The organism is Caulobacter sp. BP25 (assembly GCF_002737755.1).
Classification (GTDB): domain Bacteria; phylum Pseudomonadota; class Alphaproteobacteria; order Caulobacterales; family Caulobacteraceae; genus Caulobacter.
Genome location: NZ_PEGH01000017.1, coordinates 485,047 through 510,680 on the forward strand (window position 1 = coordinate 485,047; position 25,634 = coordinate 510,680).

The 25,634-nt window shown below is 67.5% G+C and carries 26 protein-coding genes and 1 pseudogene; 15 read left to right on the forward strand and 12 right to left on the reverse strand.

The window, feature by feature from the left end; translation table 11 throughout:
• Positions 1–31: 31 nt before the first annotated feature.
• Positions 32–592, reverse strand: coding sequence for a hypothetical protein (locus CSW59_RS12500; RefSeq protein ID WP_161495052.1), 561 nt, complete (start codon positions 590–592; stop codon positions 32–34).
• 155 nt (positions 593–747) lie between these two features.
• Between CSW59_RS12500 and coaBC the strand changes: the two genes are divergently transcribed.
• Both coaBC and CSW59_RS12510 read left to right on the forward strand, forming a co-directional pair.
• Positions 748–1,944 (forward strand): bifunctional phosphopantothenoylcysteine decarboxylase/phosphopantothenate--cysteine ligase CoaBC, encoded by a 1,197-nt coding sequence (gene coaBC, locus CSW59_RS12505; protein ID WP_099444328.1) that lies wholly within the window; start codon positions 748–750, stop codon positions 1,942–1,944.
• 214 nt (positions 1,945–2,158) lie between these two features.
• A pseudogene (locus CSW59_RS12510) lies at positions 2,159–3,460 on the forward strand (aminotransferase class V-fold PLP-dependent enzyme); the annotation flags it as partial.
• 25 nt (positions 3,461–3,485) lie between these two features.
• Here the strand turns inward: CSW59_RS12510 and CSW59_RS12515 are convergent.
• Positions 3,486–4,394: a hypothetical protein gene (locus CSW59_RS12515; protein ID WP_099444329.1), complete on the reverse strand. Its 909-nt coding sequence runs from the start codon at positions 4,392–4,394 to the stop codon at positions 3,486–3,488.
• 406 nt (positions 4,395–4,800) lie between these two features.
• On the opposite strand from CSW59_RS12515, the gene dut reads away from it, so the two are divergent.
• The 4 genes from dut (at position 4,801) to CSW59_RS12535 (ending at position 8,707) form a co-directional block, all read left to right on the forward strand.
• Complete coding sequence (dut, locus tag CSW59_RS12520; protein WP_099444330.1) at positions 4,801–5,268, forward strand: dUTP diphosphatase; 468 nt, start codon at positions 4,801–4,803, stop codon at positions 5,266–5,268.
• A 120-nt stretch (positions 5,269–5,388) separates the two neighbouring features.
• Positions 5,389–6,492, forward strand: coding sequence for an HlyD family secretion protein (locus tag CSW59_RS12525; protein ID WP_099444331.1), 1,104 nt, complete (start codon positions 5,389–5,391; stop codon positions 6,490–6,492).
• A 14-nt stretch (positions 6,493–6,506) separates the two neighbouring features.
• On the forward strand, positions 6,507–8,099 hold the full coding sequence (locus CSW59_RS12530) for a DHA2 family efflux MFS transporter permease subunit (protein ID WP_099444332.1): 1,593 nt from the start codon (positions 6,507–6,509) through the stop codon (positions 8,097–8,099).
• Positions 8,099–8,707 (forward strand): TetR/AcrR family transcriptional regulator, encoded by a 609-nt coding sequence (locus tag CSW59_RS12535; protein WP_099444333.1) that lies wholly within the window; start codon positions 8,099–8,101, stop codon positions 8,705–8,707. Before CSW59_RS12530 ends, CSW59_RS12535 begins: the two co-directional genes overlap by 1 nt.
• Positions 8,708–8,826: 119 nt before the next feature.
• On the opposite strand, the gene CSW59_RS12540 is transcribed toward CSW59_RS12535, so the two are convergent.
• The 4 genes from CSW59_RS12540 to CSW59_RS12555 form a co-directional block, all read right to left on the reverse strand.
• Entirely contained in the window at positions 8,827–9,642 is an 816-nt protein-coding gene (locus tag CSW59_RS12540) for an enoyl-ACP reductase (RefSeq protein ID WP_099444334.1), read from the reverse strand.
• Positions 9,643–9,719: 77 nt separating this feature from the next.
• The gene (fabB, locus tag CSW59_RS12545; protein WP_099444335.1) at positions 9,720–10,931 is read right to left on the reverse strand and encodes a beta-ketoacyl-ACP synthase I; all 1,212 of its coding nucleotides are present in this window, start codon (positions 10,929–10,931) and stop codon (positions 9,720–9,722) included.
• 78 nt (positions 10,932–11,009) lie between these two features.
• Positions 11,010–11,522 (reverse strand): 3-hydroxyacyl-[acyl-carrier-protein] dehydratase FabA, encoded by a 513-nt coding sequence (gene fabA / locus CSW59_RS12550; RefSeq protein WP_099444336.1) that lies wholly within the window; start codon positions 11,520–11,522, stop codon positions 11,010–11,012.
• A gap of 68 nt (positions 11,523–11,590) precedes the next feature.
• Entirely contained in the window at positions 11,591–12,127 is a 537-nt protein-coding gene (locus CSW59_RS12555) for an SH3 domain-containing protein (protein ID WP_099444337.1), read from the reverse strand.
• Positions 12,128–12,199: 72 nt separating this feature from the next.
• Here CSW59_RS12555 and CSW59_RS12560 point away from each other — a divergent pair, with 72 nt between their 5' ends.
• Positions 12,200–13,186, forward strand: a complete 987-nt coding sequence (locus CSW59_RS12560) for a D-glycerate dehydrogenase (RefSeq protein ID WP_099444338.1) — start codon at positions 12,200–12,202, stop codon at positions 13,184–13,186.
• A 154-nt stretch (positions 13,187–13,340) separates the two neighbouring features.
• Here CSW59_RS12560 and thpR read toward each other — a convergent pair whose 3' ends face one another.
• Positions 13,341–13,880 carry an RNA 2',3'-cyclic phosphodiesterase gene (thpR, locus tag CSW59_RS12565; protein WP_099444339.1) on the reverse strand — a complete coding sequence of 180 codons (540 nt, stop codon included), beginning with the start codon at positions 13,878–13,880 and terminating at the stop codon, positions 13,341–13,343.
• A gap of 14 nt (positions 13,881–13,894) precedes the next feature.
• Positions 13,895–14,947: an aldo/keto reductase gene (locus CSW59_RS12570; protein WP_099444340.1), complete on the reverse strand. Its 1,053-nt coding sequence runs from the start codon at positions 14,945–14,947 to the stop codon at positions 13,895–13,897.
• 185 nt (positions 14,948–15,132) lie between these two features.
• Here CSW59_RS12570 and CSW59_RS12575 point away from each other — a divergent pair, with 185 nt between their 5' ends.
• Together CSW59_RS12575 and CSW59_RS12580 are read left to right on the forward strand one after the other, a co-directional pair.
• Positions 15,133–15,885, forward strand: coding sequence for a Bax inhibitor-1/YccA family protein (locus tag CSW59_RS12575; RefSeq protein WP_099444341.1), 753 nt, complete (start codon positions 15,133–15,135; stop codon positions 15,883–15,885).
• A 99-nt stretch (positions 15,886–15,984) separates the two neighbouring features.
• Positions 15,985–16,329 carry a hypothetical protein gene (locus CSW59_RS12580; RefSeq protein ID WP_236632217.1) on the forward strand — a complete coding sequence of 115 codons (345 nt, stop codon included), beginning with the start codon at positions 15,985–15,987 and terminating at the stop codon, positions 16,327–16,329.
• Between the two features lie 10 nt (positions 16,330–16,339).
• Here the strand turns inward: CSW59_RS12580 and CSW59_RS12585 are convergent, their stop codons facing one another.
• The 3 genes from CSW59_RS12585 to acnA all read right to left on the reverse strand — a co-directional run bounded on the left by CSW59_RS12585 (position 16,340) and on the right by acnA (position 20,821).
• Complete coding sequence (locus CSW59_RS12585) at positions 16,340–16,672, reverse strand: DUF2794 domain-containing protein (protein ID WP_099444343.1); 333 nt, start codon at positions 16,670–16,672, stop codon at positions 16,340–16,342.
• A 550-nt stretch (positions 16,673–17,222) separates the two neighbouring features.
• Positions 17,223–17,954: a thioredoxin family protein gene (locus tag CSW59_RS12595; protein WP_099444344.1), complete on the reverse strand. Its 732-nt coding sequence runs from the start codon at positions 17,952–17,954 to the stop codon at positions 17,223–17,225.
• Positions 17,955–18,133: 179 nt separating this feature from the next.
• Positions 18,134–20,821, reverse strand: a complete 2,688-nt coding sequence (acnA, locus tag CSW59_RS12600; protein WP_099444345.1) for an aconitate hydratase AcnA — start codon at positions 20,819–20,821, stop codon at positions 18,134–18,136.
• 183 nt (positions 20,822–21,004) lie between these two features.
• Here acnA and ccmA point away from each other — a divergent pair, with 183 nt between their 5' ends.
• Entirely contained in the window at positions 21,005–21,628 is a 624-nt protein-coding gene (gene ccmA / locus CSW59_RS12605; protein WP_099444346.1) for a heme ABC exporter ATP-binding protein CcmA, read from the forward strand.
• Positions 21,625–22,290 carry a heme exporter protein CcmB gene (gene ccmB / locus CSW59_RS12610; RefSeq protein ID WP_099444347.1) on the forward strand — a complete coding sequence of 222 codons (666 nt, stop codon included), beginning with the start codon at positions 21,625–21,627 and terminating at the stop codon, positions 22,288–22,290. The genes ccmA and ccmB overlap by 4 nt, the downstream gene beginning before the upstream one ends.
• A gap of 116 nt (positions 22,291–22,406) precedes the next feature.
• Here ccmB and CSW59_RS12615 read toward each other — a convergent pair whose 3' ends face one another.
• Positions 22,407–23,300, reverse strand: coding sequence for a DMT family transporter (locus CSW59_RS12615; RefSeq protein ID WP_099444348.1), 894 nt, complete (start codon positions 23,298–23,300; stop codon positions 22,407–22,409).
• Positions 23,301–23,535: 235 nt separating this feature from the next.
• Here CSW59_RS12615 and CSW59_RS12620 point away from each other — a divergent pair, with 235 nt between their 5' ends.
• From CSW59_RS12620 to CSW59_RS12635, 4 genes are all read left to right on the forward strand, one after another.
• Entirely contained in the window at positions 23,536–24,102 is a 567-nt protein-coding gene (locus CSW59_RS12620) for a Spy/CpxP family protein refolding chaperone (protein WP_099444349.1), read from the forward strand.
• Between the two features lie 111 nt (positions 24,103–24,213).
• Positions 24,214–24,957 (forward strand): heme ABC transporter permease, encoded by a 744-nt coding sequence (locus tag CSW59_RS12625; protein ID WP_099444350.1) that lies wholly within the window; start codon positions 24,214–24,216, stop codon positions 24,955–24,957.
• Positions 24,954–25,121 carry a heme exporter protein CcmD gene (ccmD, locus tag CSW59_RS12630; protein WP_099444351.1) on the forward strand — a complete coding sequence of 56 codons (168 nt, stop codon included), beginning with the start codon at positions 24,954–24,956 and terminating at the stop codon, positions 25,119–25,121. Before CSW59_RS12625 ends, ccmD begins: the two co-directional genes overlap by 4 nt.
• Positions 25,118–25,630: a DsbE family thiol:disulfide interchange protein gene (locus CSW59_RS12635; protein WP_099444352.1), complete on the forward strand. Its 513-nt coding sequence runs from the start codon at positions 25,118–25,120 to the stop codon at positions 25,628–25,630. Before ccmD ends, CSW59_RS12635 begins: the two co-directional genes overlap by 4 nt.
• The last annotated feature ends 4 nt before the right edge of the window (positions 25,631–25,634 follow it).

Here is a 25,634-nt window from a genome sequence, read left to right on the forward strand (position 1 = left end):
GCGGAGCCCAGGGTGGCAGGAGAGATCCCCCTTACCCCGCCGCCTCGTCCCGCTCGCGTGTCTTGGACGCGGTGGCGCGGCGGGCCTCGCGGGTCTTCTGTTCGGTCCAGTAGGCCGCACCCTCGTCGGGCTTGAACATCGTGCGCGGCGCCCCCTCGCGCGAGACCACGGCGAAGACGTTGTCCTTGGGGTCGTAGATCAGGAGATCGCCGTTGGCCCGCTTGAGCGTTTGCGCCCCCTTCGGCGGATCGCTGACGAAGGCGTGGACCTTGGCGACATAGTCGTCGGCGCTCTTGGCCCCGAACACCTCGCCATTGCGTTCGAACGAGCGCTGGGCGTTTTCCTCGGCTGTGCGGGTGCGGTTGGCGGCCCAGTACGGCTTGCCCGCGATCAGCTTGACCGGCGCATCGCGCGGGTCGCCCCGGCTCACGGCGTCGGCCGAGCTCGTCGCGGGAACGCCCTCGGAGGCCGCGCTGGCCCGCTCGCCGCCCTTCGGCGCCTTGACCGCCGAGGCCCCGCTGTCGCAAGCCGCCACGGCCAGCACACCCAGCCAAGCGACGACGCCGACAGAAATCTGTCTCACAATCTTCATGATCGCATTCGCCCCATTGCTCTACCTTTACGTTTGATGAACGAAAGCGGAACGAGAGTCGAGTCCCAATCTTCACCGTAGGATTGTCACTGGCGCTTTGGCGCGCAGGTGGGCATGTGCAGGGACGAGACGAACGCGGAAAGCGGGAGCGCGGCGTGAGCGACAAGCGGGTTCTTCTGATCGTCGGCGGCGGGGTCGCGGCCTACAAGGTGCTGCTGCTGGTGCGCCTGCTGCGCCGAGCGGGCATCGCCGTGCGGCCGATCCTGACCAAGGCGGGCGAGCAGTTCGTCACGCCGCTGTCCCTGTCGGCCCTGGCCGAGGACAAGGTCTATCAGGACATGTTCTCGCTGACCGACGAACACGAGATGGGCCATATCGAGCTGTCGCGCCAAGCCGACCTCGTGGTGGTCGCGCCGGCCACGGCCGACCTGATCGCTAAGGCGGCTCACGGCCTGGCCAACGACCTGGCGACCACCGCCCTCCTGGCCACCGACAAGCCCGTGCTGATGGCGCCGGCCATGAACGTGCGGATGTGGCTGCACCCGGCCACCCAGCGCAATGTCGCGACCCTGAAGGCCGACGGCGTTTCGTTCGTCGATCCGGCCGAGGGCGCGATGGCCTGCGGCGAGTTCGGCCCTGGACGCCTGGCCGAGCCGGAGGAGATCTTCGCGGCCATCGTCGCCATGCTGGAAGGGCCCGCCGCCAAGCCGCTGGTCGGCAAGCGCGCCATCGTCACCGCCGGCCCGACCTTCGAGCCGATCGACCCCGTGCGCGGCATCACCAACCGCTCCAGCGGCAAGCAGGGCTTCGCGATCGCGCAGGCGCTGGCCAGGCTGGGCGCCGAGGTGACCCTGATCGCTGGTCCGGTCTTCCTGCCCACCCCGCCGGGGGTCAAACGGGTGGACGTTGAGACCGCCCGCCAGATGCTGGCCGCCAGCCAGGCGGCCCTGCCGGCCGATGTCGGCGTCTTCGTCGCCGCCGTCGCCGACTGGCGCGTCGATGAAGCGTTCGGGGCCAAGCTGAAGAAGGAAAAGGGCGGCCCGCCGGCCCTGACCTTCGTCGAGAACCCCGACATCCTGGCCACCCTGTCGGCCTCAGGCCCGCATCGGCCCAAGCTGGTTGTCGGCTTCGCGGCCGAGACCGACCATGTCGAGGAACATGCCCGCGCCAAGCTGGCCCGCAAGGGCTGTGACTGGATCATCGCCAACGACGTCACCCAGCCGGGCGTCATGGGCGGCGGCGAGAACGCCGTCCTGCTGGTCACCAAGGACAAGACCGAGCGCTGGGACCGCGCGGCCAAGGACGTGGTGGCGGCCCAGATCGCGACGCGGATCGCGCGGGCCCTATCTTGATGCGCCTAGGATCGTGTTCGAGCGGTTTGACCGTTCACGCTTAAATCCAACACCCTCTTGAGGGCGCCTCGACGTCCGAATGGAAAGGCGGCGCCTCGCGCAAAGGCTTTGCGCCCTATCGTGACGCCATCGGCGAGTTCGCGCTTGCCGATGCGCCGGACGGAAGGAAAGTCCGTTACAAAGTAACGTCTGGAATCGAGCGATCATGGTCAGCCTGCCCACGCGTCGACATCTCCTCGGGTCCGTCGCCGCGGCCGGGCCTCTGGTGGCCTCGGCTTCGGATGCGCTCGCCGCCCCGACGCGTGACGAGGAGATGTCGCTCCGCCCCGGCTCCATCCGGACGTCCGATTTGCCCCGCTATTTCGATGTCGAGTCCGGCGTCCACAACCTGGAGGCCGGCTACTGGAGCATCATGCCCAGGATCGTCGCCCAGACCTATGCGCGACATACGGCGGCGGTGAACAGCGCTAGTTCGATCTGGGCGCGCAACGTGCTGCCGGACGGTTCGGGCCTGATGGCCGCCAACCGCGCGGCGCAGGCCGCCATCGCTCGCCAGATGGGCTGCGCCCCGCGTGAGATCGCGGTAACCCGCAGCGGCGCCGACGCCCTGCAGATGCTGATCACCAACTACAAGCCGCTGAAGCCTGGCGACGCGGTCATCCATTGCGATCTGGACTATGACGCGATGATCGCCGCCATGAAGTGGCTAGGCTCGCATCGCGGCGCCAACGTGGTGTCGTTCAGCATGCCCGAGCCGGCCACGACCGCCAACATCCTGGCGGCCTATGATGAGGTTCTTCGGCGCACGCCCGCCGCGAAGCTCCTTCTGGTCACCCAGGTCTCAAACCGCACGGGGATCATCACGCCCGTCAAGGAGATCGTCGCCATGGCTCGCGCGCGTGGCGTAGACACCATCGTGGACGCGGCGCACGGCGTAGCCTGCCTGGACTTCCAGCTCGACGACCTGGGCGCCGACTTCGTCGGCTGGTCGGTGCACAAATGGACCTCCGCGCCGCTGGGAACCGGCGCGATGTACGTTCGCCAAAGCCGTCTGGCCGACATCAATATCGCCTTCGAGAACCACAACTACCCGGAGGACGACATCAATACGCGCGTCCCGCCGGGAACCGTGAACTTCCCCGCGCTGCTGACCATACCCATCGCCGTGGACTTCCATTTCGCAGTCGGGGCCGCCGCTAAGGAAAAGCACATGCGTGGTCTTCGCGACAGCTGGGTGAACGCGCTGCGCGACCGGCCGAATGTGGAAATCTGCGTGCCCGACGATCCAGCCCGCTACTGCGCGATCACCAGTTTCCGCCTGAAGGGCATGAAGACCGAAGAGGACGCCAAGCGCGTCCAGCGCGTCCTTTTCGAGCGCTACCGAATTCACACTGTCTGGCGCGGCGGAATCGCGCGCGGACCCGTGATCCGCGTCACACCTGGTCTCTACAGCACCCCTGCGGACGTGGACGCTCTGGCCGCCGCCCTGCGCGTCGAGCATGCGATGTTCGGCTAGAGCGCTCGGTTGCCACACGGTCCCGCTAGCGACGCCGGGACGGAGGATTGGCGGCCTGGTAGTCGGCCTCCCACCAGCCCAGCAGGCCCCTCTCGCCCATGATGGAGAAGAAGCGCTTCAGAATCTGGCCGTTGCGCTCGGTGAATTGCCGCCAGATCGGCGTGTCGAGCAGCTCGGGCGTGATCAGGTAGCCGCGTGGCGTCTTGTGGCACAGGCCCGCTTCGGCGAGCAGCAGCGCATTGCGCCTCACGGTCTCAAACGGCAAGCCAAGAGACCGCGACAGGGCCGAGGCCGAGACGGCCTTGCCCCCCATGGGCTGCGTCGCCTGGCCCTCGCGCAGGATCGTGAACAGCAAGACGATGGCGAAGGGCTCCTGGACGATGGGCAGGAGCATCTCGACCAGCCGCAGGAAATGGTCCCCCCAAAGCCGCATCATGTAACGATGGGGAATCTCGCCCTCAGTGGCCGTATGGTCTGGCGGGTCCAGCGCGCCTTGGCGCCGAAAGGCGCAGTAGAGGTCGCCGATCGCCCGCCAGGTCGCCTCGGCGGTTGTGATGTAGATCGGCGTCTCCGTGGCGGTCTTGGGCATGAAGACCCCGGCGTCCGTCTGGATCAAGAATCCAGACTCGACCATCAAGGCCACACGCCGCCGCGCGGTTTCCTGGGCGATGCCAAGCGAGACGGCGATCGAGCGAACCCGCACGGGCCGCCGCAGCGCGTCGGGCGGCGAATGACTCAGGCCAGCGTAAGTCTTCTGGAACACCAGGTTGCGCGACATATGCGCCAGATTGGCCTGGCTTATGGCCAGCGCCAAAAGCGTGTCCAGGGCCGAGCGATAGGTCCCCCGAAGGAACCCGCCGGAGATCAGCTCAGCCGAGAACGCCAGGCATAGTTGTTCGACGACCCTGTCGGCGCTCGAGGCCGACCCCGTCATGTCCTCGGCCCCTCGAAGAGGCTTGAATCCAATCGTTTGCACACAATAGCGCCCCCCATGCCAAGCCGCGCCCCCGCAGACTTCTAGTCTCCGCGTTTAGCGGACGAAATTGCAGTCCGCCAAGACCTGGGCCTGTTCACGATCCTTGTGCGCAAAGCAGCGCCAACCGAGACCAGACAGGCTCCATCTTCAGACACCTGGAGCGCGTTCGAGCAGTTTAAACGCTCACGTTTAAACCTAACGCGCTCCAGGAAGAGGGCGTCGACCCGGACCGTCGAAGAAAGGCAGGCGGCTTTCCCGTCGCATGGACGTCTGCAAGGCGGCCTCCCCCTGGCCCCGCCCCCTGCAAATCAGCTAAAGCGGGCCTGTCCCCAGAACAGGTCCGTCCCTAAGACAGGAACTCCGCATGTCCGCCATTCCCGCCGGTCTCGCCATCCGCTTCAAGCGCTGGGAAGGCAACGCCGATCTGCCGGTTCCGACCTACGCCACGGCGGGCGCGGCGGGGTTTGATCTGCGAGCCTCCGTGCCGGACGATGAACCGATCGTGCTGAAGCCGGGCGCGCGCTGCATGGCGCCCACCGGCTTCTCGGTGGCGATCCCCGACGGCTTCGAGATGCAGGTGCGGCCGCGCTCGGGCCTGGCCTTCAAGAACGGCGTCACCGTGGTCAACGCGCCGGGCACCGTCGACAGCGACTATCGCGGCCAGGTCTGCGTGCTGCTGATCAATCTGGGTGAGGAGGACTTCACGATCCGCCGGGGCGACCGCATCGCCCAGGGCGTCATCGCCGCCGCCCCGCAATGGCCGCTCCTCGAGGTCGAGGACCTGGATGAGACCGACCGCGGCGCCGGCGGCTTTGGCTCGACGGGCGTCTGACGCAAAAACTTCTTCGGGGCGTTGTTGATTTTTGGACGGATGCGTCCATTTATCCGCTTGTCGCGCTGGCCTTATGGCTCTATCGGGCGCGCCTACGCTGTCCGGATAGGGTTTTCGTCCATGGCGACGCCGCAAAATAAGAAGCTGGTCCCGATGATCGTCGGTGGGGCCGTTCTGATCGCCGTCGTGGTCGGCGGGACCCTGTGGTTTGTCGACAAACAGCGCTTCGAAAGCACCGACAACGCCTTTGTGCAGGCCGATACGGTGCAGATCAGCCCGCAGGTCTCCGGCTACGTGGCCGAGGTGGTGGTGGCCGACAACCAGCGGGTCGAGCCCGGCCAGGTGCTGGCCAAGATCGACCCGTCGACCTTCCAGGCCCTCGTCGACCAGGCGATCGCCAACGCCAGCGCTGCAGACGCCGCCGTCCGCGCCATCGACGACAAGAACAGCCTCGAGCAGGCGATGATCGCCCAGCGCGCGGCCGGCGTGACCAGCGCCAAGGCCGACGCCAACCGGGCCAAGGCCGACCTCGACCGCTACAACGCCCTGGCCAGCCAAGGCTGGGTCTCGCAGCAGAAGGTCCAAACCGAGCGCGCCGCCGCCACCCAGACCGTCGCCGGAGTCGTCAGCGCCCAGGCCGCGCTGGAAGCTGAACGCCGCGCCGCCCAGTCGCTGGGTTCGGCCAAGGACCAGGCGATCGCTCAAGCCGCCGCCGCCCACGCCGCCGTCGAGCAGGCCAAGCTGAACCTGGAACGCACCGTGATCCGCTCGCCGGTGGCCGGCGTGGTTGGCGCCCGCGCGGTGCGTCCGGGCCAGCTGGTCCAGCCGGGCGGGGCCCTGATGTCGGTGGTGCCGCTGGGCCAGGCCTATGTCGTCGCCAACTTCAAGGAAACCCAGGTCGCCCGCCTGCGGATCGGCCAGCCAGTCGAGATCAAGGCCGACGCGTTCGGCAAAGAAAAGATCATCGGCAAGGTCGACAGCTTCGCGCCGGCCACCGGTCAGGAGTTCGCCCTGATCCCGGTCGAGAATGCGGTCGGCAACTTCACCAAGATCACCCAGCGCCTGCCGGTGAAGATCGCCGTCGACCGCAGCCCGCTGGGCGCGGCCCTGCGTCCTGGCCTGTCGGTCGAGATCAAGGTCGACGTCCGCGACCGCTCGGGCCCCTCCTTCGCCGAGGCGGCCCAGGCAACGCCGCAAGTCGCCCGTCAGGGCGCGGCCCGCTAGACGGCGGACGCGTCATGACCGACGCCGCCGTCCCCGCCTCGCAAGCCGCCCAGGCCGCTCCCACGTCCGAGATCGACTGGACCAAACTGTTCCTGGGCTTCGGGGCCATGGTCATTGGCCAGTTCATGGCCATCCTGGACATCCAGATCGTCGCCGCCTCGCTGCCTCAGATTCAGGCCGGCGTCGGCGCCAGCACCGACCAGGTCAGCTGGATTCAGACCGCCTACCTGATCCCCGAGGTCGTGATGATCCCCCTGTCGGGATACCTGTCACGCCTGTGGGGCACCCAGCGCGTCTACCTGATCTCGTGCGCGGGCTTCATCGTCATGAGCGTGCTGACAGGCCTGTCGACCTCGATCGACATGATGATCCTGACCCGGGCGCTGCAGGGCTTCATCGGCGGGGCGATGATCCCCACCGTGTTCGCCGTGGCCTTCACCGCCTTCCCGCCCGAGCGGCGCTTGACGGCCAGCGTAATCATGGGCCTGATCGTCACCCTGGCTCCGACGGTCGGCCCTACGCTTGGCGGCCACCTCACCGAGTGGCTGAGCTGGCGCTGGCTGTTCTTCATCAACGTGCCGACGGGCCTTGTCGTGCTGTTCGGCGTCGCCCGCTGGGGCGATTTCGACAAGGGCGATCCCAGCCTGGCTAAGGGCTTCGACTGGTTCGGCCTGGCCATCATGGCCGTCTTCCTGATGAGCATGCAGTACGTACTGGAGGAAGGCGCCAAGGACGACTGGTTCGACGACACCGCCATCCTGTGGCTGACCGTCACGGCCGCGATTGGCGGTATGCTCTTCATTTGGCGGCAACTGACCTACAAAAACCCGATCGTCGAGCTGCGGGCGTTCTCGAACCGGAACTTCACGGTCGGCGTCTTGATGACCGCCGTCTCGGGCGCCAGCCTGTTTGGGGGCACCTTCCTGCTGCCGCAGTTCCTGGGTCGGGTGCGGAACTATTCGGCGTCGGAGGTCGGCACGACCATGATCATCTCGGGTCTGTCGATGTTCCTGACCGGACCGATCGCCGGACGCCTGGTGCGCAAGACCGACCCGCGGATTCCGATGTGCATCGGCTTCCTGCTGGCTGGCTGGGGCATGTACATGGCCCACGGCGTGACCAAGGATTGGGGGTTTTGGGAGTTCGCCGGGGTTCAGGCCTGCCGGGGCGTGGGCGTGATGATCGCCATGATCGCCACCCAGCAGATCACCATGAGCACCCTGCCGCCGCACATGGTCAAGAACGCTTCGGGTCTGGTGAACCTGTCGCGCAACACCGGCGGCGCGGTGGGCTTGGCCCTGCTGGCGACCTCGATCACCCAGCAGACGGCGCTTTACTATGACGACATGACCTCGAAGGTGACCCAGGGCGGCCCCACCGCCAGCATGATGGCGGGCCTGACCGAACGCATGACCCAGCTGGGCGTCGCCGATCCCGCCGGCGCGGCCCGCAAGGCGATCAGCGGCATGATGGAGCAGCAGGCGACCGTCATGGCGTTCGGCGACAGCTTTACCCTGCTGGCGATCGGCTGCTTCATCGCCGCCGCGGTCTCGCTGCTGGCCACCCCCGCCAAGGGCGCCACGCCCCCACCTTCGGACGCCCACTAATGCCGCGCATTCCCGGACAGATCGACGTCGCCAAGACCGAAGCCATCCTCGACGCCGCCGTCGAGGTGATCGGCGAGCGGGGCCTGGCCGCCCCGATGGAATCCATCGCCAAGCGGGCGGGGGTCTCCAAGCAGACGGTCTACAACCACTATGGCTCGAAGGCCGAGCTGATGCGGGCCTTGATGCAGCGCCGGGTCGAGCGGGTCACCGCGCCGCTGCGCGGCCAGGACGCGGTCGACAACCCCACCGCCACGCTGGAGGCCTACGCCCGCTCGCTGCTGGAGACGGTGACCACCAACAGGAACTACTCGATGATGCGGGTGGTGATGATGGGAGCGGGCGAGATGCCCGACGTCGCCCAGGAGGTCTATGAGGCCGGCCCCCTGAGCGCCCGCCGTCAGCTGGCGGCGTTCCTAAAGACCGAAACCGAGCTTGGCCGGATGAAGGTCGAGGACTGCGATCAGGCGGCGGAGTTCTTCTCGGGCATGATCCTGGGCCACAACCAGATCCGCTCGCTGCTGCGCCTGCCGTCCGACAAGACGCCAGAACAGCTCGACCGCTTCGCGCGGGAAGCAGCCGAACGGTTCATGCGGGCCTACGCGCCGTAAAAAGAGCTGTCATCCCGGCCGCAGCGGAGCGGAGAGCCGGGACCAAGGCATACTCAGCGCCTGCGGCGGTCCCGGCTCGGCGCGCGGCGCGCTTGGCCGGGATGACAGGATCTTAGATCTTACGCCTCGTCCTGATCGGGCATGCCCATCATGTGGAAGCCGGCGTCGACGTGGACCACTTCGCCCGTGGTCGACTTGCCCAGATCCGAGGCCAGCCACAGGGCGCAGCCGGCGACGCCTTCCATCGAGGTGTCTTCCTTCATCGCCGAGAAGGCGCGGCCTTGAGCGATCATGCCGCGGCCGCCGGAGATGCCGGCCAGGGCCAGGGTACGCATGGCGCCGGCCGAGATGGCGTTGGCGCGGATGCCCTTGGGGCCGAGGTCCCGGGCGATATAGCGGGTCGAGGCTTCCAGCGCCGCCTTGGCCACACCCATGGTGTTGTAGTTCGGGATGGTCCGCTCCGACCCCAGATAGGTCATGGTGATCAGCGAGCCGCCATTCGGCATCAGCTTGGACGCGCGCTTGGCGACGTCCACGAAGCTAAAGGCCGAGATGTTCATGGCCATCAGGAAGCCCTCGCGGGTCGTGTTGTCCACGAACGAGCCCTTCAGCTCATTCTTGTTGGCGAAGGCCACCGAGTGGATCACGAAGTCCAGCGCGCCAAATTCCTTTTCAATGGCTGCGAAGGCCGCGTCCATCGAGGCGTCGTCGGTGACGTCGGCCGGGATCATCGTCTTGACGCCGATGCTTTCGGCCAGCGGGCGCACGCGGCGCTCCAGCTCTTCGCCCTGATAGGTGAAGGCCATCTCGGCGCCCTGAGCGGCCAGCTGGCTGGCGATGCCCCAGGCGATCGAGTTGTGGTTGGCCACGCCCATGACGAGGCCCTTCTTGCCCCGCATCAGCTCGCCCTTGGGGAATGCGTAGTCGTCGGCCATGTGTCGGGCCCTCTTTGGCAAATCGTTGAGCGCTGGTTAGCAGGGCTGGCCGTTGGGCGGAACCCTGCGCTCAAATCCTAGATCTTGCTGAAGATCAGCGTTCCGTTGGTGCCGCCAAAGCCGAAGCTGTTGGACATCACCGTCTCAAGCGGCTTGTCGACGCGCTGGCGCAGGATCGGCAGGTCGGCGAACTCAGGGTCCAGCTCCTCGATGTGGGCGCTCTCGGCGGCAAAGCCGTTGTCGAGCATCAGGATCGAGTAGATGGCCTCCTGCGCGCCGGCGGCGCCCAGGCTGTGGCCGGTCAGGGACTTGGTCGATGAGATCATCGGCGGCTTGTCGCCGAACACCTCGCGCACCGCGCCCATCTCCTTGCTGTCGCCGACCGGCGTCGAGGTGCCGTGCGGGTTCAGGTAGTCGATCGCGCGGTTTCCCGCGTCGGCCATGGCCAGCTTCATGCAGCGCGCCGCGCCCTCGCCCGACGGGGCCACCATGTCATAGCCGTCGGAATTGGCGGCGTAGCCCACGAGTTCGCCGTAGATCTTGGCGCCGCGCGCCTTGGCGCGTTCGTACTCTTCCAGCACCACGATGCCCGCGCCGCCGGCGATCACGAAACCGTCGCGCGCCTTGTCATAGGCGCGGCTGGCCACGGCCGGACGGTCGTTGAAGTTGCTGCTCATGGCGCCCATGGCGTCGAACAGGTTCGACAGGGTCCAGTCCAGCTCCTCGCAGCCGCCGGCGAAGACGACGTCCTGCTTGCCCATCTGGATCTGCTCGGCGGCCGCGCCGATGCAGTGGGCGCTGGTCGCGCAGGCCGAGCTGATCGAATAGTTGATCCCGCGGATCTTGAACCAGGTCGATAGCACCGCCGACGGGCCCGAGCTCATGGCCTTGGGCACGGCGAACGGGCCAATCCGCTTGGGGCCCTTTTCCATCGTCGTGGCGGCCGCCTGGACGATGATGCTGGTCGAAGGACCGCCCGAACCGACGATCAGGCCGGTGCGTTCGTTCGAAATCTCGGTCTCTTCCAAGCCGGAATCGGCGATCGCCTGCTCCATGGCGATGTGGGCATAGGCCAAACCGGGCGACAGGAAGCGCGCCGCGCGGCGATCGACCAGCGGCTCCCAGTCGATCTGGGGCGCGGCATGGACCTGACAACGGAAGCCCAGCTCGGCGTATTCCGGCGCGGCGACCACGCCGGAATTGGCCTCACGCAGGGAGGCCAGCACCTCATTGGCGTTGTTGCCGATGGACGAGACGATCCCCAGTCCGGTGACGACGACGCGACGCATTCTTTAAATCCTCTTCTCCCCCTCCGATCCGTCAGGGGCCGGTTCTTTCGCTAAACGACCGGTCTTAAAACTAACGGATCAAGCCATTTGTTCAGGCGTGAACAGGCCGACCTTCAGGTCCTTGGTTTCGTAGATCACCTTGCCGTCGGCCTCCAGCACGCCTTCGCCGATTCCCATGACGAGCTTGCGCATGATGACCCGCTTCAGGTCGATCTTGTAGACGACTTTCTTGACGTCCGGAGTCACCTGGCCGGTGAACTTGACCTCGCCCACGCCCAGAGCGCGGCCACGGCCCGGCGCGCCCGACCAGCCCAGGAAGAAGCCGACCAGCTGCCACATGGCGTCCAGGCCCAGGCAGCCAGGCATGACCGGATCGCCGATGAAATGGCAGCCGAAGAACCAGAGGTCTGGGTTGATGTCGAATTCGGCTTCGACATAGCCCTTGCCGTACTTGCCGCCGTCCGACTCGATCCGGACGATCCGGTCGAACATCAGCATCGGCGGAGCCGGCAGTTGGGCGTTGCCCGGGCCGAAAAGCTCGCCCCGGCCGCAAGCCAGGAGTTCCTCAAAGGTGTAGGCGTTCTTCTGCATGGGCCACGCCCTAGCACGGCGGCGGGGCGCGCCTCAATGTTTCCCTGTCGAAACGCCCCGCGAGGCGGTCAGTCCTTGCCGCACTGGGCGGCCGGGTCGGCGCCCCAGATCTCGCGCTCGCGGGCCCAGCCCGACACCCCATCGGCCCGCAGGCGGCACCAGCCGTCTTCGCACTTGTCGAGGGACGCGATCCCTCGCGCCTTCAGATAGGCGGTGACCTTCGCGCCCTCCTTGGGCGACTTCAGCAAAGGCAGGCTGGTCGGCTGGACCCGCATGGCCGAGCGGCGGCCATCGACAGTGCGCTTGTGCACCCAGGCCAAGCCGCCCTCGGGATCGCAGATCCGCCGCCACTCGCGGGTTTCGGCCACGACCTGCACCGGCAGGCCTTTGGCGCGGTAGACCCAAAGCAACTGATGGGCCTCGTCGGGGCCCTTGCGCGCGTTCACTTCCGTGTATTTCAGCGAGACGTAGCGCGGCACCTCCAGCCCGGACGGCGTGATCCGGGGCCCCTGGGCGAGCGCCGGGCCAGCGGCGAAAGCGGCTAGACCCAGCACGAGCGGCATGAAACGCTTCCAGAGCGAACCTTGTTCTGTTTTCGACGGCATGTTGCTTGGCCCCCTCGGGCCCCTTTGCTACAGCTTTCAAACGCCCGTCAGTGAGAGCTTTTCAGTCCGACCATGGCCGCCCGCAAGCTCAAAGTCGTCGTCACCCGCAAACTCCCCGATCCGGTGGAGACGCGGATGCGCGAACTGTTCGACACCGAACTCAACGTCACCGACACGCCGATGACGCCGAATGAGCTGGTGGACGCTATGAATCGCGCCGACGTGCTGGTTCCAACGATCACCGACCGCATCGACTCGCGCCTTCTGTCGCGATCCGGCGATCGGCTCAAGCTCATCGCCAATTTTGGCGCCGGCGTGGACAATATCGACGTCGCCACGGCCAATGCGCGCGGCATCATTGTCACCAACACCCCGGGCGTCCTGACCGAGGACACCGCCGACCTGACCATGACCCTGATCATGGCCGCCTCGCGCCGGATCGTCGAAGGCGCCGAGGTGGTCAAGGCCGGCGGCTTCCATGGCTGGTCGCCGACCTGGATGCTGGGCCGCCGCCTGTGGGGCAAGCGCCTGGGCATTATCGGCATGGGCCGCATCGGCCAGGCCGTCGCCCGCCGCGCCAAGGCCTTCGGCATGCAGGTGCACTACCATAACCGCAAGCCCATCAGCCCGCGCATCGCCGAAGAGCTGGGCTGCACCTATTGGGAAAGCCTGGACCAGATGTTGGCCCGGATGGACTTCATCTCGGTCAACTGCCCGCACACCCCGGCGACCTATCACCTGCTGTCGGCGCGCCGGCTGAAGCTGCTGCGGCCGCACGCCATCGTGGTCAACACCGCGCGCGGCGAGGTGATCGACGAGGGGGCCCTGGCCAACATGCTGGCCAAGGGCGAGATCGCCGGCGCCGGCCTCGACGTCTACGAGCACGAGCCGGCCATCAATCCCAAGCTGCTCAAGCTGCCCAATGTCGTGCTGCTGCCCCACATGGGCTCGGCCACGGTCGAGGGCCGCATCGACATGGGCGAGAAGGTCATCGTCAACGTGAAGACCTTCATGGACGGCCACCGGCCGCCGGATCGGGTGATCCCGGCGATGCTGTAGGGGCGGGAGGCTGCAAGCGCCCCTCCGTCTCGTCGCTTCGCGCCGATCCGCCTCCCCCGCAAGCGGGGCAGGAGGGCGGCGGCCTCCTCCTCACCCGTAAAACGGGGGAGGTGGCGCGCGGCGCAGCCGCGTGACGGAGGGGGCGCTCACACCCTTACCCCGCCAGCGGATACTCCCGCTCCAGCCGGTAGACCGACCCCGCGCTGGTCTGCCAGCTGGAATAGAGCCCGAAGCGATCAACCGGGAAGCTCGCCGATTTCAGCAGGTTGTTGGCCTGGATCCAGGCGCCGACTTCCGGAACGGGCGCGCGCTTCAGATAGGCCAGCGTGACGTGCGGCGTGTAGAGCCGCGCCTCGGGCTTGAGCTCGGCCGCGCGGGCGGCGCTTTCGTTGGCCTTCTGCAGCCGGCGCAGGGGCGCGCTGTCCTCGACCCCGGCCCAGACCGCGTGGATGTCGATCCCCTCGCCGAAATAGCCCGCGCCGGCCAGGGTCAGGTCGAAGGCCGGGGCGTCGATCGCCATCAGCGCTTCGTCAAGATCAGCCGCCACGTCCTCGGCCACGTCGCCGATGAACCTCAGCGTGATGTGGAAGGCCTCCCGCGGCCGCCAGCGGGCGCCCTCGATCCCGTGCTGGCGGGGCAGCAGGCTCTCGCCGACGTCCGGCGGGATGGCGATGGCGGTAAAGAGACGGATCATGCTGGCCTGAACGCTTACGGGCACGGGTTGGGGTGGCGGGCGTGGATGGCGTTGACCGCGTCTTCCAGATCGTCGGTCCAGGCCAGGTCGAAGGCGTCGATATTGGTCTTCAACTGGTCCATCGAGGTGGCGCCGATGATCGTGGCGGTCACGAAAGGCCGCCCGTCGCAGAACTTGAGCGCCAGCTGGGCCGGATCGATCCCATTGGCCTGGGCGAGCGCCACATAGGCGTGGAAGGCCTCCTGCGAGCCAGGGCCTTCATAGCGCTGCATGCGGTTGTAGAGCGCCTTGCGCGAGCCGGCCGGCGTGGCGCCGTCCAGATACTTGCCGGTCAGTTGGCCCTGGGCCAGCGGCGAATAGGCCAAGAGGCCCACCTGCTCGCGCATGGCGATTTCGGCCAGGCCGTATTCGAAGGTCCGGTTAGCCAGGTGATAGGCGTTCTGGATCGAAGCGATGCGCGGCAGGCCCTGCTTTTCGCTCTCGGCCAGGAAGCGCATCACGCCCCAGGGGAACTCGTTGGAGACCCCGACATGGCGGATCGAGCCCTTCTTCACGTGGGCGTCGAGGGCTTCCAGAATGTCGCCGAAGCTTTCGAAGTCCTGGTCGTAGTCCTTGAAGGTCTGGCCGCCGAACACCCGCACCCGGCGATCGGGCCAGTGCAGCTGGTAGAGATCCAGATAATCGGTCTTCAGCCTGCGCAGCGAGCCCTCAACGGCCTCGTCGATCTGGGCCTTGGTCTGGCGGGTGGTCGCCCCGTCCTTGCGCATCCACGAAAGACCGCCGAACGCCGCGCCCTGGCCGGCGACCTTCGAGGCCAGCACGACCTCCTGGCGCTTGCCGGTCTTCTGGAACCACGAGCCGATGTATTCCTCGGTGCGGCCTTGAGTCTCCGGATTGGGCGGGCTGGCGTACATCTCGGCCGTGTCCCAGAAGGTCACGCCGCGTCCCAGCGCGTAGTCCATCTGCGCGTGGGCCTCGGCTTCGCTGTTCTGCGAGCCCCAGGTCATGGTGCCCAGGCAGCAGCGCGAGACCGTCACGTCGGTCCGACCCAGCTTGGCGTACTCCATCGGCGCGTCCCTTGTTCTTGTTCTGCCCGTCGTTCTTAAGGGGTGCGGCGGCGGCTTGGGAAGCATCCTGGGCGACCACGTGCGCATACATGGTATACTTTTCGAACGGGGATTGCGCCCGACGCGAGGACACCCGATATTTGGCGAGCGTCCACCGTGGACGCCTAGCTCAAGGGCTTTATTCGATGAACGACTTCAACCGCGGCTATGCGCGCTCGATCCCGGCGGATCGCGCCGACATGTCGGTTGACGCCGGCCTGCGTAGTTTCATGCTCGGCGTCTACAACAAGGTGGCGCTGGGCCTCCTGCTGTCGGCTGGCCTGGCCTTCCTGACCAGCGCCTATCAGCCGGTGGCCAGCCTGCTTTACGTGCTGACCCCTGACGGCCGCCTGGCCGGCTTCACGATGCTGGGCACCATCGTCCGCTTCGCGCCGCTGGTCATGATGCTGGTGGCCATGTTCGCCATGCGCAACCCGACCGCCCGCTCGTCCGGCATCCTTTATTGGGCGCTGGTCGCCTCGATGGGCGCGGGCCTGGGCGTCTGGCTTCTGGCCTATACCGGCGCCTCGGTCGCCGCGACCTTCCTGATCACCGCCATCGCGTTCGGCGGCCTCAGCCTGTTCGGCTACACCACGAAGAAGGACCTGACCGGCTTCGGCAGCTTCTTGATCATGGGCCTGATCGGTCTGATGCTGGCCTCGCTGGTGCAGATGTTCTTCCCGATGCCGGGCCTGGGCTTCATCATCAGCATCCTGGGCGTGTTCATCTTCGCGGGCCTGATCGCCTACGACACCCAGAACCTGAAGATGACCTACTATCAGATGGGCGGCGACCAACAGTCGATGGCCGTGGCCACCAACTACGGCGCGCTGAGCCTGTATCTGAACTTCATCAACCTGTTCCAATTCCTGCTCAGCATCATGGGCAACCGCCGCTAAGCACGGCGTTACGGAACGGACCAGACGAGCCCCGGCGGGAAACCGCCGGGGCTTTTTCTTTGGTCAAGCCGCCCCACATTGAAGGCGATGGAGACGACGATGATCCGGACCCTCGCCCTTGCCGCCGCCTTGGCGGCCACTGGCCTCGCCCACGCCGAGACCATGCTTCCGGCCTATCCGCCGGCGGCCAAGACCCCCAACCTCGCCTTGCCTCTGAACCTCAAGCCGGTGAGCCCGATCGAGTTGCGCTACGCCCAGGCGCCGGCCCCGCTGCCAAGGGGCGTCGCCCGCACGGCGATCGAGCGCCGCGAAGGCGGGGTCTCGGGCGGGATCGGCGTGTTGTGCGGCATCCAGCCCAGCGCCGACACCAGCGGCGTCGGCACGGCCCGAGGCTACGACAACGATGGCCGCTTCGTCGGGGCCAAGCTGGGCTTCTCGTTCTGACCCGAGGGCCTCAGTCGACGACCGAGAACTTGCCCTTCTCGAAGACCCGCAGCACCTGGGTCAGCTCGTGGCCGCGCTTGAGGATCTGCCCGCCCTGGCCAAACACCGCCCAGGCGCCCTGCTTGCGGGCCAGGGCCGGATGCTTCTCGACACGATAGAGCGGCGCCTCGGCCGCGTGGCGGAAGATCGAGAACACGGCCCGGTCGGAAAGCCCCGCGATGCCGTAGTCGCGCCACTCGCCGGCGGCGACCATCCGGCCATAGAGGCGCATTAGCTGGTCAAGCTCGCGCCGCTCGAAAAAGACGACGCCGCCGACAGGGGTGGGCTGGGACTCCAGAGCCATGACGCGAATCTAGTCCGAAATCGGCCGATTGGAACAGCCGCGTGTCAGACGGGCCACAGCCGGCGAAAATGACACGGAACGGTCATGGCGCGCCCCGAAAGGACCTTATTTCGGTCCTTCGCCCGCCCGTTTGCGGGTCGATAACATCAATGTCGGCTGATCGGAGACCCTGTGGTCCGGATCCTGAACAGCCCCCCCCAGCCCCTAGATCGCGGGCCGGTCGGCCGACAAACTTGAAAGATCCCCTCCCCAACGAGCCCGCGCGGACCCCCCTCCCGCGCGGGCTTTTTGCGTTTGGTCCGCGCTCTGTAGCAAGTCGGAGATCATCGCCGCACGACGGTCATGCGCGGCCTCGAAAGGACCTTGGTTTAGTCCAGACCTCGCCGGTTTGGGGTTCGATAAAGACGGTGTCGACGAAGACGGACCGGGGCCCTGCCCAGCCCCCCCAGCCCCCCCGGTCCACCCCCCACTTCGGCGACGCTAAAGGAACCCGCGCGGCATTCCCCCTCCCGCCGCGCGGGTTTTTCTTTGCTCGCGAAAAGCCAGGAATTCAGTGCTCGACGGCCGGGGCCTGCAGCACGCCCAGGATGCGGCCACCCTTGGCGCCCTGCACCAGCACCACGCTGGCCAGATCCGGCTCAGCGGCGGGCGGCAGGCGATAGAGCCGGGGCTTGCCCGTCCAGGAGCCCAGACGCACCAGCTCGCGCACGACGTTGCGGTGGACCAGGGTCTGGCCCTTGTTATCGCCGCGCTTGACGGCGATGTCCTGTTCGCGCGGATCGTAGCGCACCAGCCAGACCTCGCCGCCGCCGCGCGGAGCCGGACCTGAGCCGACGGCGACCCGTGTCTTTCCGACGAACTCCATGTCCGGTGGGTTGGCCGACGCCTTGGCGGCCGTCTTGATCAGGTCCTCGATCGCCTCGGCCTTGGCCCCCGAGGCCTGGACGCGTCCGGCGACCACCATCTGCGGCGTCGGCACGTCGCGCAGGGCGAACTTTATGGCGTAGGCGCGCTGGCGCTCGGCGAAGGCCGGCTTGGCGAAGGTGTCCTTCCAGCCGAGATAGTCCCAGTAGTCCACCGAATAGGTCAGGGCCAAGACGCCGTCGCGCTGGGACAGCTCCGCGGCCAGCTGGTTGGCCTTGCCACAGGACGAGCAGCCCTGGGCCGTGAATAGCTCGACCACCACGGGCGGCTTGCCCGCCCACGCGGCCGACCCCCAAGTCAGGGATGACGCAGCGCCGGACAGGGTCAGGCAGAACAGGGAGAGGGCGACCTTACGCATTGCGGGTCACTTAAGCCAAGAACGCCCAGGATATCCGTTCACGAGGCCGTGAATAGCGCCGGTCCATGGGGAGAAACGGTGGAGACATCGTTGTCACACGCCCCACAACGACAACCTCGAAACGAAAACGGCCGGCCCGCAAGGGACCGGCCGTCTCGTTACGAAGCCCGAGGGCCTGCTTAGTCCGCGCGCGCCAGGTTGCGCAGCACGTAGTTCAGCACGCCGCCATTCTTGAAGTATTCAAGCTCGGTCGGGGTGTCGATGCGGCAGCGCACCGGGAAGCGGGCGATGCGGCCGTCGGTCGGGCGGTACAGCTCGACGATCAGCTGCTTGCGCGGCGCCAGATCCGTCAGACCACGGATCGAGACGATTTCCTCGCCGGTCAGCTCCAGCTTTTGCCAGCCGTCCTGGACGAACTGCAGCGGCAGCACGCCCATGCCGACCAGGTTCGAACGGTGGATGCGCTCGAAGCTCTCGCAGATCACGGCGCGGACGCCCAGCAGCTTGGTGCCCTTGGCCGCCCAGTCACGCGACGAACCCGTGCCGTATTCCTTGCCGCCGAAGACGACCGCCGGACGGCCTTCGGCCTGATACTTCATGGCCGCGTCGTAGATCGACATCACTTCGCCGGTCGGGAAGTGCTTGGTCACGCCGCCTTCGATGTCCGGGGTGATGCGGTTGCGGATCCGGATATTGGCGAACGTGCCGCGCATCATCACCTGGTGGTTGCCGCGACGCGCGCCGTAGCCGTTGAAGTCCACCGGCTGCACGCCTTGGTCGATCAGGTACTGACCGGCAGGGCTAGAGGCCTTGATCGAACCGGCCGGGCTGATGTGGTCGGTGGTGATCGAGTCGCCGAACACGGCCAGGACGCGGGCTTCCACGATGTCGGTCACCGGAGCCGGCGTCATCGACATGTTGGGGAAGTACGGCGGGTTCTGGACGTAGGTCGAGTCGCCTTCCCAGGCGTAGGTCTGGCCGCCGGTCACCTTGATGCCCTGCCAGTTCTTGTCGCCCTTGAAGACGTCGCCGTATCGGGTGGCGAACATCTTCTCGTTGATGGCCTTGCGCTGCAGGGCGGCGATGTCCTCGTTCGAGGGCCAGATGTCCTTCAGGAAGACGTCATTGCCCTTCTTGTCCTGGCCGATCGGCTGGGTGGCCAGGTCGATCTTCAGGGTGCCGGCCAGGGCGTAGGCCACCACCAGCGGCGGCGAAGCCAGGTAGTTGGCGCGCACGTCCGGGTTCACGCGGCCTTCGAAGTTGCGGTTGCCCGAGAGCACGCTGCAGGCGACCAGGTCGTTGTCGTTGATCGTCTTGCTGATGGCTTCCGGCAGCGGGCCGGAGTTGCCGATGCAGGTGGTGCAGCCGTAGCCCACGAGGTTGAAGCCCAGGGCGTCCAGCGACTTGGTGAGGCCGGCCTTGGCCAGATAGTCGGTGACCACCTGCGAGCCAGGCGCCAGCGAGGTCTTCACCCACGGCTTGACCTTCAGGCCCTTGGCGACCGCGTTCTTGGCCAGCAGGCCGGCGGCGATCAGCACCGAGGGATTGCTGGTGTTGGTGCACGAGGTGATGGCCGCGATGACCACGTCGCCGTGACCGACGTCGAAATCCTCGCCTTCCACCGGGGCGCGCAGCTCGGGGGTCTCGGCCTTGCCGAACTCACCCACCAGCGACTCGGCGAACTTGGCGGCCGCGTCGGCCAGCAGGACGCGGTCCTGCGGGCGCTTCGGGCCGGCCAGCGAGGGCTGGACGGTCGAGAGGTCGAGTTCCAGGGTGTCGGTGAAGGTCGGCTCGGGCACGCCCGGCTCCCACCACAGGCCCTGCTCCTTGGCGTAGGCTTCGACCAGGGCGACGCGCTCCGGCGTGCGGCCGGTGCCCTTCAGATAGGCCACGGTCGAGGCCGAGATCGGGAAGAAGCCGCAGGTGGCGCCGTATTCCGGAGCCATGTTGGCGATGGTCGCCTGGTCTTCCAGGGTCAGGTTGGCCAGGGCGTCGCCGTAGAATTCGACGAACTTGCCGACCACGCCCTTCTTGCGCAGCATCTGGGTGACGGTCAGCACCAGGTCGGTGGCCGTCGCGCCTTCCGGCATGGCGCCGGTCAGCTTGAAGCCGATGACTTCCGGGATCAGCATCGGGATCGGCTGGCCCAGCATCGCGGCCTCGGCCTCGATGCCGCCCACGCCCCAACCCAGGACGGCCAGGCCGTTGACCATGGTCGTGTGGCTATCGGTGCCGACGACGGTGTCGGGATAGGCGACTTCAGCGCCGTCGACGGTGTTGGTCCACACCGTCTGGGCCAGGTATTCGAGGTTCACCTGGTGGCAGATGCCGGTGCCGGGCGGCACGACGCGGAAGTTGTTGAAGGCCGACGAGCCCCAGCGCAGGAAGCGGTAGCGCTCGATGTTGCGCTCATACTCGCGCTTGACGTTGGCGTCATAGGCCTTGGCGTCGCCGAAGTTGTCGACCATCACCGAGTGGTCGATGACCAGGTCAACGGGGTTCAGCGGGTTGATCTTGGCCGGGTCGGCGCCCAGGGCGACCATGGCGTCGCGCATGGCGGCCAGGTCGACGACGGCGGGAACGCCGGTGAAGTCCTGCATCAGCACGCGCGCGGGGCGGAAGCTGATCTCGTGCTCGACCGAGCCCTTGTTCTGCAGCCAGGCGGCGACGGCCTTCAGGTCTTCCTCGGCGACCGAGACGCCGTCTTCGTTGCGCAGCAGGTTCTCAAGAAGCACCTTCATCGAGACCGGCAGCGAAGAAGTTCCGGCAAGACCGGCTTCCTCGGCGGCGCGAAGGCTGTAATAGACGTAGGTCTTGCCGCCGACGGTAAGCTCGCGACGGGCTTTCAGGCTGTCCACAGACGCCATTTCTAAGGATCCTTCTCTGTCCACGGCCGCCCGAAAACCACTCCCGGGATCACGCGCTGATCGGAAGGGACACACAGGTTCCGCCTCCGCGCCGCGTACCACCCAAACCGACTGGAGGGGGACGACCGCGCGCTTCTTAGCGCTGCGTTGGCTCAACGTCCATGTCGCGCGCGGGGTCTTGGCGTGTTGAGAGCTGTTCTCATAAAGGATTTGGCGATTACACGGGGCGAGCGCCGTCTGTTCTCGGGCCTGGACCTGACCCTGTCCGCGGGCGAGGCTGCGGTGCTGGTGGGGCGAAATGGCGCAGGCAAGACCAGTCTGCTGCGCGCTCTGGCCGGCCTGCTGCGCCCGGCCGAGGGAACCGTCGCGTTCGAGGGCGCTGACGGGCCGGTGGAGGCCGACGCGGCTCGCGCCGAGCACCTGCATCTGCTGGGCCACCAGGACGGCTTGAAATCCAGCCGCACCGCCTGGGAGGAACTACGCTTCCAAACGCTGTGGACCGGCGGGACCGAGGAGTCGGCGCGCGCGGCGGCCAAACGCTTCGATCTGCCAAGGCTCTTGGACCTGGAAGTCCGCCGCCTGTCGGCCGGACAGCGGCGACGCTTGGCCCTGGCGCGGCTGGCGGCCAGTCCGCGCACCCTATGGCTGCTGGACGAACCCATGGCGCCGCTAGACACCGCCCAGCGCGCCGCGTTCGGCCAGGTCATGAGCGAGCACCTGGCCGCCGGCGGCATGATCCTGGCCTCGGTGCATGATCCGCTGCCGATCCCCACGCGAAGCATCGCCATTGGGGAGGCCGGCCGATGAAGGCGTTCGGCGTCCTCCTGCGGCGCGAGCTGTCCCTGGCCTGGGGCCGGGGCGGCGGGCCGCTGCTGGCCCTGACCTTCTACGCCTGCGTCGTGGTGCTGCTGCCCATGGCGTCGGGTCGCGCGCCCGAGCGCCTGGCCGCGATCGCGCCCGGCATCGCCTGGCTGGCCCTGGCCCTGGCGGCGCTGCTGTCGCTGGAGCGCCTGTTCGAGCGCGACTACGAGGACGGGACCCTGGACCTGCTGGCGCTCGGCCCCGCGCCGCTGGAGGCCGTGGCGGTCGCCAAGTGCCTGGCTCAATGGCTGGCGACCGGCGCGCCCCTGGCCCTGGCCGCCCCCGTAGCCGCCCTGATGCTGGGCGCCGACCTCAAGGTGATGCCGCTCCTGGTGCTGTGCGCCCTGATCGGAGGCCTGGCCTTCGCCTTCCTGGGCGGTCTGGGCGCGGCGCTCGCCTTGGGCAGCAAGCGCGGCGGGCTGCTGGTGGCCGTGATTGTTCTGCCGCTTTTCGCGCCCCCCGTGATCTTCGGCGCGGGGGCGCTGGACGGCTATTCGGCCGGTCTGCCCTGGACCAGCGGCCTCTTGCTGATGCTGGCCTACTGCGCTGGTGCGGTGGCCCTGTCGCCGCTGGCCATGGGCGCGGCTTGTCGGAACGCGCTGGATTGAGGCGATGGATGCTGTCATCCCGGCCAAGCGCGAAGCGCGCCGAGCCGGGACCGCCGGAAGCTCAGAGCCTCTTGCGGTCCCGGCTCTCCGCTACGCTGCGGCCGGGATGACAGCTTTTACGGCGTGGGCGGAACCGTCGCCTGCAGCTCCCCCGGCGCGGCCTTCCGTTCGCCCCGGACCACGGCGAGACTGCCGCCGATGATCAAGGCGCCGCCCGCCAGCAGCGGCAAGGTCAGGTGGTCGCCGAACAGCAGCACGCCGCAGGCCGCGCCGATCAGCGGCTCGATATTGATGAACACCCCGGCGCTGGCCGCACCGACCTGAGCCGCGCCGAACTGCCAGGCCGCCGTCGCCAGCAAGGTGGCCAGGACGCCCTGCGCGACCACGGCGGCCCAGACCGGCGGGCTCAGATCCAGCTTTGGCGCCCCATGCATGAAGAAGGCGATCGGCAGGATGGTCACGGCGGCCACGATGATTGACACCGCCGGAATGGCCATCGCATTGGGCGCGGCCGGGGCCCGGCGCAGCGTCAGCAGCCAGGCCAGGAACAGGAACAGCGCCGCGATCGACAGCGCCACGCCCCAGGGCGTGCTGGCGCCGTCCGGCTTGCCGGCGATCAGCGCCGCGCCGAGGGTCGCCGCCGCCACGCCGGCCCACGACAACCGCGAGACCTTTTCGCCCAGAACGCGGGCGCTGATGGCGATCAGGGCCGGCATCGCCCCGACCAGCAAGGCCGCCACCGTCACGCTGACATTGGCCAGGCCCTCAAACTGGACCAGGAAGGCCACGCCATAGAGCACGCCGGCAGCCAGCACGACCGGCGAGCGGAACAGGGCCCGGACCTTAGGATCGCGCAGGGCGAACGGCGCGGCGGCCAGGGCGGCGACGGCGAACCTCAGCAGCACCATGTGGGCGGCCTGTGTCTCGGTCAGGATCAGCTTGCCCGTGGGAAAGCCAAGGCCCCAGCAGACGCCGGCCAGGGCCAGGGCCAGAAACGCGATCGACTTCATGCGGACTCCGCGCGGAAGAGGGCGGGCAAGAGCAGGCCGCGCGGCCCGCCTCATGGCGATGTCTAGCGTCGGTGAGGCCCAGAATTGTCAGTGGTGATAGCGCCGCTGGCCCGGCCTGCAAACCCGTGCGTGTCCGTCCCGCGTCAAGTCTGTAAAATTGTTCATCTATCCAGACATTTTCACGCCACATCGCGATGCCCAAGCTTTGGTCGCTAGAACGACAGGAGCTCACATCATGCGTAAAAGCCTTATCCGTCTGGCGCTCGCGAGCGCCGCCGTCACCGCCCTGGCCGCCGGCGCGGCCTCGGCCCAGATTCCCGCCCCGCCGACGCCGCCCGCTCCCCCCGCGCCGCCGCCCCCAACGGAGCGGATGATGGCCATGCACCACGGCCGCGCCCCGAGCCCGGAACAGCGCGTCCAGCATCTGCGCGATGTCCTCCAGCTGCGGCCAGACCAGGAGGGCGCGCTGAAAACCTATGTCGACGCCACCTCGCCCAAGATCATGATCCGCAAGGACCGGGACGACGACAGGGGCGGTCCCGACCGCCTGATCGACCGCAAACCGCCGACCACGCTGGAGCGCCTTGATCAAATGACCAAGGCCGCCGAGGCCGTGCAGAAGCGCGTGGCCGCCACCCGGGCCTTCTACACCGCCCTGTCGCCGAGCCAGCAAAAGGCGTTTGACGCCCTGGACCTGGAGGTCGGCGGCGATCACATGCGTGTCCATCGCATCGAAACGCGCGGTCCCGCGAGCTCCAAGGGCGGTTCGCGGACAATGATGATCCAACGCAAGATCGGCTGACCCCGACCCTGCGCCCGAGGGGCGGCGCGCCTGCACGCGCCGCCCCTTTCTCCAAACTCCGTAGCGATACGGCCATTGCCCGCGCCGTCGCGCCGCTCTAGAGCGTGAAGCATGGACGCGCGCCACACGTTCGATTTCCTGACCAACCCCGAGCGGTTCATGGCCTTCTCGCGGTGGGCCGCGCCGTTGCTCGGCGTTCTATCGGCCATCGCGGCCGCCGTTGGCCTGGTCCTGACCTTCATGGTCCCCGAGGACTACCAGCAGGGCGACACGGTGCGGATGATGTTCATCCACATCCCGGCCGCGTCCCTGTCGATGTTCATCTACCTCTGCCTAGGAGTCGCCAGCTTGCTGTCGCTGGTGTTTCGCCACGTCCTCGCCGATCTGGCGGCGCAGGCGTGCGCCCCGATCGGCGCGATCTACACCGTTCTGGCCTTGATCACCGGCTCGCTGTGGGGCCGGCCGATGTGGGGGACCTTCTGGGTCTGGGACGCCCGCCTGACCTCGGTGCTGGTCTTGCTGCTGTTCTATCTTGGCTACATGGCCTTGCGCGGGGCGCTCGAGGACGAACAGAAGGCCGCACGATCGGCGGCCATACTGGCCCTGGTCGGCGTGATCAATCTTCCGATCGTCAAGTTCTCGGTCGACTGGTGGAACACCTTGCACCAGGGCTCCTCCACCTTCCTCGCGGACAAGGGTGACCACCTGCCGGCGATCTATGCCTGGCCGGCCGCCCTGATGGCTCTGGCCTATCTCGGCGGCTTCGGCGCGCTGTGGCTGGTGCGGATTCGCGCCCTGGTCTGGCGGCGCAAGGCGCGAAGCCTCGCCATGAAGCTGGCGGAGAGCGCGCGATGAGTTTCGATTTCGACGCGGGCAAGCACGCCATCTACCTGTGGCCCGCGTTCGCCGTGTCGGCCGTGGCCTTCGCCTGGCTGATCGGCGACAGCCTGGCCATGGCCCGCCGCTGGCGGCGCGAGGCCGAGCGCCTGCAGGCCGAGCTGGAGTCCTCCAAGCCGTGAAGCGCTGGCTGACCTTCGTCCCGCTGCTGATCCTGCTGGCCCTGGCGGGCCTGTTCGCCGGCTACGCCCTGAAGCGCGACCCGCGCGTCCAGCCCCAGGCCCTGGTCGGCAAGCCCGCGCCCGCCCTGCTGCTGCCCGAGCTGACCAGCGGGACGCCGACGGCGATCCGCACGGCCGGGCAAGGCCCGATCCTGGTCAACTTCTTCGCCTCCTGGTGCGCTCCCTGCGAGGTCGAGCACCCCCAGCTGATGGCCCTGAGGGCGCAGGGCGTGAGCGTGGTCGGGATCGCCTACAAGGACGCCCCGGCCAACACGCAAGCCTTCTTGACCCGCCTGGGAGACCCCTTCGCCCTGAAGCTGGTCGATCGCGACGGCCGCGCGGGGCTGGAGTTCGGCGTCACCGGCGTGCCCGAGACCTATCTGGTCGGCTCGGACGGCGTGATCTTGGCCAAGCACACCGGCCCCCTGACGCCCGACGCGGCCGAAGACCTGCTGAAGAAGGCTCGATAGAGGC